The 5,376-nt window shown below is 60.9% G+C and carries 7 protein-coding genes; 4 read left to right on the top strand and 3 right to left on the bottom strand.

The genetic code is table 11. From position 1 onward, the window contains the following. Window positions 1–52: 52 nt before the first annotated feature. Window positions 53–823 (top strand): outer membrane beta-barrel protein, encoded by a 771-nt coding sequence (locus tag L286_RS37100; protein ID WP_037493360.1) that lies wholly within the window; start codon window positions 53–55, stop codon window positions 821–823. Between the two features lie 122 nt (window positions 824–945). Here L286_RS37100 and mobQ read toward each other — a convergent pair whose 3' ends face one another. Further along, window positions 946–2,169 (bottom strand): MobQ family relaxase, encoded by a 1,224-nt coding sequence (gene mobQ, locus L286_RS37095; protein WP_013044869.1) that lies wholly within the window; start codon window positions 2,167–2,169, stop codon window positions 946–948. 167 nt (window positions 2,170–2,336) lie between these two features. Here mobQ and L286_RS37090 point away from each other — a divergent pair, with 167 nt between their 5' ends. Next, window positions 2,337–2,612, top strand: a complete 276-nt coding sequence (locus tag L286_RS37090; RefSeq protein ID WP_013044870.1) for a hypothetical protein — start codon at window positions 2,337–2,339, stop codon at window positions 2,610–2,612. Then, window positions 2,605–3,045: a hypothetical protein gene (locus L286_RS37085; RefSeq protein ID WP_013044871.1), complete on the top strand. Its 441-nt coding sequence runs from the start codon at window positions 2,605–2,607 to the stop codon at window positions 3,043–3,045. The genes L286_RS37090 and L286_RS37085 overlap by 8 nt, the downstream gene beginning before the upstream one ends. Window positions 3,046–3,055: 10 nt before the next feature. Here L286_RS37085 and L286_RS0124710 read toward each other — a convergent pair whose 3' ends face one another. Further along, entirely contained in the window at window positions 3,056–3,376 is a 321-nt protein-coding gene (locus L286_RS0124710; RefSeq protein ID WP_013044872.1) for a type II toxin-antitoxin system PemK/MazF family toxin, read from the bottom strand. After that, on the bottom strand, window positions 3,373–3,594 hold the full coding sequence (locus tag L286_RS37080; RefSeq protein WP_013044873.1) for an antitoxin MazE family protein: 222 nt from the start codon (window positions 3,592–3,594) through the stop codon (window positions 3,373–3,375). Before L286_RS37080 ends, L286_RS0124710 begins: the two co-directional genes overlap by 4 nt. Before the next feature lie 1,292 nt (window positions 3,595–4,886). On the opposite strand from L286_RS37080, the gene L286_RS47950 reads away from it, so the two are divergent. After that, window positions 4,887–5,279, top strand: a complete 393-nt coding sequence (locus L286_RS47950) for a hypothetical protein (RefSeq protein ID WP_013044867.1) — start codon at window positions 4,887–4,889, stop codon at window positions 5,277–5,279. The last annotated feature ends 97 nt before the right edge of the window (window positions 5,280–5,376 follow it).

Below are 5,376 nucleotides of genomic sequence, written 5' to 3'. Positions count from 1 at the left end.
TCCTGAATCAGAAATCAGGCAGCGTGGGAATCCTGAATGTCCACAGGCCTTAATGAAGAAGATTATTACTTGCGCCGTTCTTGCGTCTGCCGCTCTTGCTACGCCTGCTTTCGCGCAGGATGAAGCCGACAAGGGTATGTATTTCCAACTTCGCACCGGCGTTGCTGACCTCAACAATCCCGATTTCGCCATCATCGACACATGGTCCGAGCCGAACAATCGCCTCGACACGAAGCTCAACACCAAGTCCGCTGCAACCTTTGGCGGTGAGCTGGGCTATGATTTCGGCGGCGTCCGCGTCGGCCTCGAACTGGCCTATCAGCGCAACAAGGTGAAGGGCATCACGCTCAAGAGCCTGAACGGCACCGCGATCACGGCCGAGGACCTCTCCGATGTTGTCGAAGGTCTTGGCGAACTCGACATTATCAGCGTCGATGATTTGGACGGCGTTGACATTAACGGCACCACGATCAGCGCGACCAACGGCTCCGTCGCTAAGCTGCGCCAGCTCGCCGTGATGGCGAATGTCACCTACGATATTCCGCTCGGCGGCAACACGTTCAAGCCCTATGTCGGCGTGGGCCTCGGCGCGGTCGGCTCACACCTCAAGGCGCTGGGCGAGGATGACGGCTCGGTTCGCTTCGCATGGCAGCTCCGCGCCGGTGCAGCCGTGAAGGTGACGAAGGGCATCGATCTGACCGCCGATTACACCTATCGTCAGACCGGCAGCGGCAAGCTGAACTTCGGGGACGAGGACGTGGAATATCGCCTCGGTAAAACCAAGGCTTCGCTGTTTCAGGTCGGTCTGCGCTTTACGCTCTGATCCGCGACCCTCTCAAATCGCGATAAGTGAGAAACCCTCCTGCTCTGCGGGAGGGTTTTTTCTTGGCTATACGATCCGATCATATGCGACCGAATCATATATGATCGGATCGTATATCGCCGTCACAAGCTCATGCCCCGGTCGCGTTGCAGGATCAGCTCCCGCTCACCGATGAGCTGACCCACGGCGCGCGCCATTTTCGGTTCACGCTGGATCTGCTCGATATAAAGATCCTTGGTGTGCTGGTTGGCCCCGTTATAGGCGTCCACCGCCTTGCGGAGCGCTTCCGGGGTCGCCTTCCAGTCGCTGTTATGGTCGCCATAGCCATGCGCGCCCGCCTCGCGCTTCCCGGCGATGGTATTGAACTTCTCGGCCACCCGCTCGCGTTCCCGCACCTGCTGGCGCTCCTGCGCTTCCTGACGGGCGCGATCGGCGGCTAGACGCTCCTGCGCTTCGCGGGCGAGTTGCACCTCGGCCGCCTCGCGCCGATCGCGCTCGACCGCACCGCTCAAGCTGGCCGCAACATCGTGCAGCCTGCCCGCGATCCGCTGCCCCATGTCTCGCAGCCATTCCGTCCCGCGCTCGATATACTGGCGCAGGCCGGCCCGCTCGACGACGCCGGCGTTGTGCTGACCTACCGCCGTCACCGGCTCATAGGCCCGCCCTTCCCGCGCGGCCACCTGCTCGGCCCGCCGCTCCATCGCCGTCGCACTCGGCCCCATATGCACGGTGGGTTCCTGCTCGATCCCCTGCCGCTGGTGACTGCGATGGTCCACCCGGTCGGGGACGTTCGCCAGTTCCAGCGCCCGATTCTGCATCTCGGCCCATCGTTCCCGCCACCGCTCGACCTCGCCGCTCTGCTTCTGGTCCAGCTCGCGCGTCTTTTCCCCCAGCCCCTCAGGGCCAAGGCGGCGCGTCGTCGTCAACAGGTGGGCATGGTGATTGCGCTGGTCGCCCTCGCGACCAGGTGCATGGATCGACACGTCCACCGCCACCCCATGCCGCTCGCTGATTTCCCGCGCGAGGCCCAAGGCCAGCTCCCGGCGCTCGTCGGCCGACAGCTCGACGGGCAGCGCGATTTCATATTCCCGCGCCACGGTCGCGTTCTTGCGCGTCTCCGCCAGCTCGGCCGCGTTCCATAGCCGCTCGCGGTCGGCCGCCCACTCCGGCGCGTCGGTCGGCAACATCAGCTCGCTATGCTCGACGCCCTGCTTGCGGGTGTAATCGTGGACGAGGCCGGTGCGCTCGTCCGTGATTTCGACGCCCGCACGATAGGCTGCCGCCGCCGTCGCGCTGCGACCGGCGGAACGGCCTATCGCCTTCACCGCAAGATGGAAACTCGCCATCGCCGCGCCCTACCTTGCCATGCGGGAGCATGGCGCGGGCGATAGCCCGCTGGGGTGGAGGGGTATCCCCTCCCGCACGCAAACGCAAGTTTGCATAAGTGCGCCCTTCCTCTCTTTCGTTCAGTCGGGTCCGGTGCTATCAATATCACTCAGCGAAAGGATTGTGCATGGCCGCTCCGACGCCAGAGGCTATCGAAAACGCCCGCCGCAAGGTCGAACAGGCCAAGGCCCGGTTGCAGGCATTGGAAGCGCGCGCCGCCACCCTGAACCGCAAACAGGACGCCCGCCGCAAGATCATCCTCGGCGGCCTGCTCCTCGATGCCGCGATGAAAGACCCCGCATGGGAATCCCGCCTCAATGACCTGATGGGCCGGATCAGCCGCGATCAGGATCGCAAGGCGTTCGATGGCTGGACCTTCAAGGGCGGCCCCGCCGATGCCTGACCCGTTAGACCCCGCTGAGTTCGACGCCCCGCCCCCTGCCGATCCCGGCGCGGATTATCGCGTCCTGCTCGATGCGATGCGGCAGGCCGGGGCCGATGGGATCGCGCAGCAGTCGGCCGCGCTGGTCCAGCGGATCGAGCAGGACGCCCGCCAGCGCCTCGAATGGGGGCAACGGATGGGAACGGCGGTCGATGATCTCCAGCGCGTGGCGGGGCAGCTCCAGCGGGTCAGTGCCGGGATATGGTGGGACCGGCTGAAGGAATGGCTCTCGGCCGCCCTGATCGGGCTGGGCCTGATCTTCGCCGCGGCCCTCGCCTACCAGTGGGCGAAGGAACCCAAGATTGAACAGCGGCTATACGGCTGCACCGCACGATGGGACGCCAAAACAGGCAAGTGCAAAGGCGACTGGGTGCCGTTGCAGGCAAGGGAATGACCGACGCCCTTCAAATCAGCCCGACGACAAGGAGCAAGGCGCGGTCCACGGCCTTCATCCGCTCATCGTCAAGCCGCCCGAAAGGCTTGCTGATTTTCGAGCGGGGCAGGGTCGAGAGCTTGTCCACCATCACCTGCGAGAGCACACGCAACCCATTGGCGTTGTCCGGCTCGACGGTGATGCGAAAGGCAGCGTCGCGCACGGCGCTGGTGATCGGGCAGATCACGAGGCTTTCCAGCTCGGCCAAAAGATTCGACTGCACAATGAGGGCCGGGCGAGGCTTGCCGTAGTCACCTTGCAACGAAACCGCGACAATATCGCCTCGCTTCACTGCCAGCCCTCGACCTGCGCCGCCGCTTCCTCGACAAACCGCAGCGCGTCCAGCTCCGCCGGGTCGCCCTTCAACTTCAAGCATTGCTGGCGCACACGCTCCGCGAAGTCAGCCCCGCGCGTGTCGGGAACCCAGAATTGGACGGGCCGAAACCCCGCCGCACGCATCCGCTGGCGGTGCCGATCTACCTTGTCAGCCCTTTGCTTGATCGCGGCCATGTGAATCTCCATAGGTATCATGCTAAGTTACATGATACCTCTTTGACTGCTCCCCCGCAAGTTCCTTCACTCCGATTTGCCTCTGGCGTCCCGCAGGGGCGCCGCCGAGCCTTTGGATGGCACAAAAGCCACCCCCAAGCGCCTCCCTGCGTCCTACGGGCCGGAAATCGCCTCCTACACCCCCTGATAGCCCGTAGGAACTTTGCCGTAGGAACTGCCCTTTGCGGGAATATGCGACCGTATGAGCTGGGCGTCTCCAACCCATAACGCGCGCCGCGATTAGCGGCGCTCATTGTTCACTTTTTGTTCCTATCTAAAGGGGCTGCTTCGCCAGCGCTTAGGTCCGCGCTTGCACCCCCTTTAGATCATATAGAAGGGCGAGATTTTTTATTGCGTAATTTCAATGTGTTGGCGGGGGGGGGTAGCCAGTAGCTGATTGGCTAGGGGTAGCCAGTAGCTGATTGGCTAGGGTCTGTCGATTTTCACCAATTTATTGTCGATAATTGACGTTGATTTTTGATAATTTTCTGGCGATAATCGGACATAGATTGACTGCCCCTAGCCAATCTATGTCCGATTTCTCGACACTGGAGTCACACCCCTGTGACAGATACGCGCACCTTGCCCGCCACCAAGCCTCAGCCTAGCCGATGGGTCCAGACTGACCGTGCATCGCATGAGGCTTGGGCGCGCTTAAGCGCATCAAACCCCAAGGCTGGGGCCTTACTACATCTGCTTGCCGCTCGGGTCGGAGATAATAATGCTGTTGTAGTAAGTCACAAGACATTAGCAGAATTGCTAGGGGTTAGATCAATTACAACTATTAAGACAGCAATAACTGCACTTGTTTCTGGAAATTGGATTGAAGTCAGGCGGATTGGTGAAAACGGCACTGTCAACGCATATGTGTTGAACGATAGAGTTGTTTGGTCTGGACCACGTGAAGGGCTAAGATACAGCCTATTTTCTGCAACTGTCGTCGTCTCCGACAGCGAACAGCCGGACCGCGATACTTTGGGCAAGCAAGAACCACTACGCCGCCTTCCCCCGATAGGTGAGCGTCAGCTACCGCACGGCGACGGACTTCCCCCTCCTTCGCAACCGTTCCTAGATGGAATTGAGCCTGATCTGCCCGCCACCGAACAGCAGAACCTCGATCCGGCGATGCAAGAGGAACTATCCCAGCTCGTCATCGGCCTAGGAAACAGGCTCCGCGCGCCCGATGCCTCTCCCCCTGACGATGCAACCGATATATAGATACTATACAGGCCGACTTAACAGCGAGTGACATCATGGGTATCACCCTAAGAGAAGCATCCGAAAAGGTCGGTGTCACCCGCCAAACGCTCATGAAGGCGATCAAGACAGGCCGGGTTTCCGCCGAAAAATCCGATAACGGCGAATGGCGCATTGAACCTGTCGAGCTATTTCGTGTCTGGCCCCCTGTAAATGGGGTGCAGCAACCTTTACAGCCTAACATAACAGGCAGTGACACCCCCGGTTTACAGGCTGAAAACAGGCTGTTGCGGGAGCAGGTTGCCGAACTGCGTGAAGAACGGAACGCTTGGCGGGAGCAAGCCCAACGGCTCGCCCTCACCGATCAGCGCGCTGTCTCGCAGCCCAGCTCCCGCCCCGGCTTCTGGTCGCGCCTGTTCGGCCGCCAGGGCGACAGCCCTAGCGGATAGTGATGAATCCATTGAGAAAATTGTTGCGGTTTCGCAACATATTAGAAAAAACTCAGTTGACCTCAAAATATTTCTTGTATTTTTTAGTTTAGCAGTT

Origin of the sequence: Sphingobium sp. HDIP04 (assembly GCF_000445085.1) — a bacterium.
Classification (GTDB): Bacteria; Pseudomonadota; Alphaproteobacteria; order Sphingomonadales; family Sphingomonadaceae; genus Sphingobium; species Sphingobium indicum.
This window is presented reverse-complemented; position numbering and strand designations above follow the sequence as displayed.

Bases quoted from the DNA above. Each gene is read 5' to 3' on its own strand.
- L286_RS37100 (WP_037493360.1), top strand. From the start codon at position 53: ATGAAGAAGATTATTACTTGCGCCGTTCTTGCGTCTGCCGCTCTTGCT.
- mobQ (WP_013044869.1), bottom strand. From the start codon at position 2,169: ATGGCGAGTTTCCATCTTGCGGTGAAGGCGATAGGCCGTTCCGCCGGT.
- L286_RS37090 (WP_013044870.1), top strand. From the start codon at position 2,337: ATGGCCGCTCCGACGCCAGAGGCTATCGAAAACGCCCGCCGCAAGGTC.
- L286_RS37085 (WP_013044871.1), top strand. From the start codon at position 2,605: ATGCCTGACCCGTTAGACCCCGCTGAGTTCGACGCCCCGCCCCCTGCC.
- L286_RS37080 (WP_013044873.1), bottom strand. From the start codon at position 3,594: ATGGCCGCGATCAAGCAAAGGGCTGACAAGGTAGATCGGCACCGCCAG.
- L286_RS47950 (WP_013044867.1), top strand. From the start codon at position 4,887: ATGGGTATCACCCTAAGAGAAGCATCCGAAAAGGTCGGTGTCACCCGC.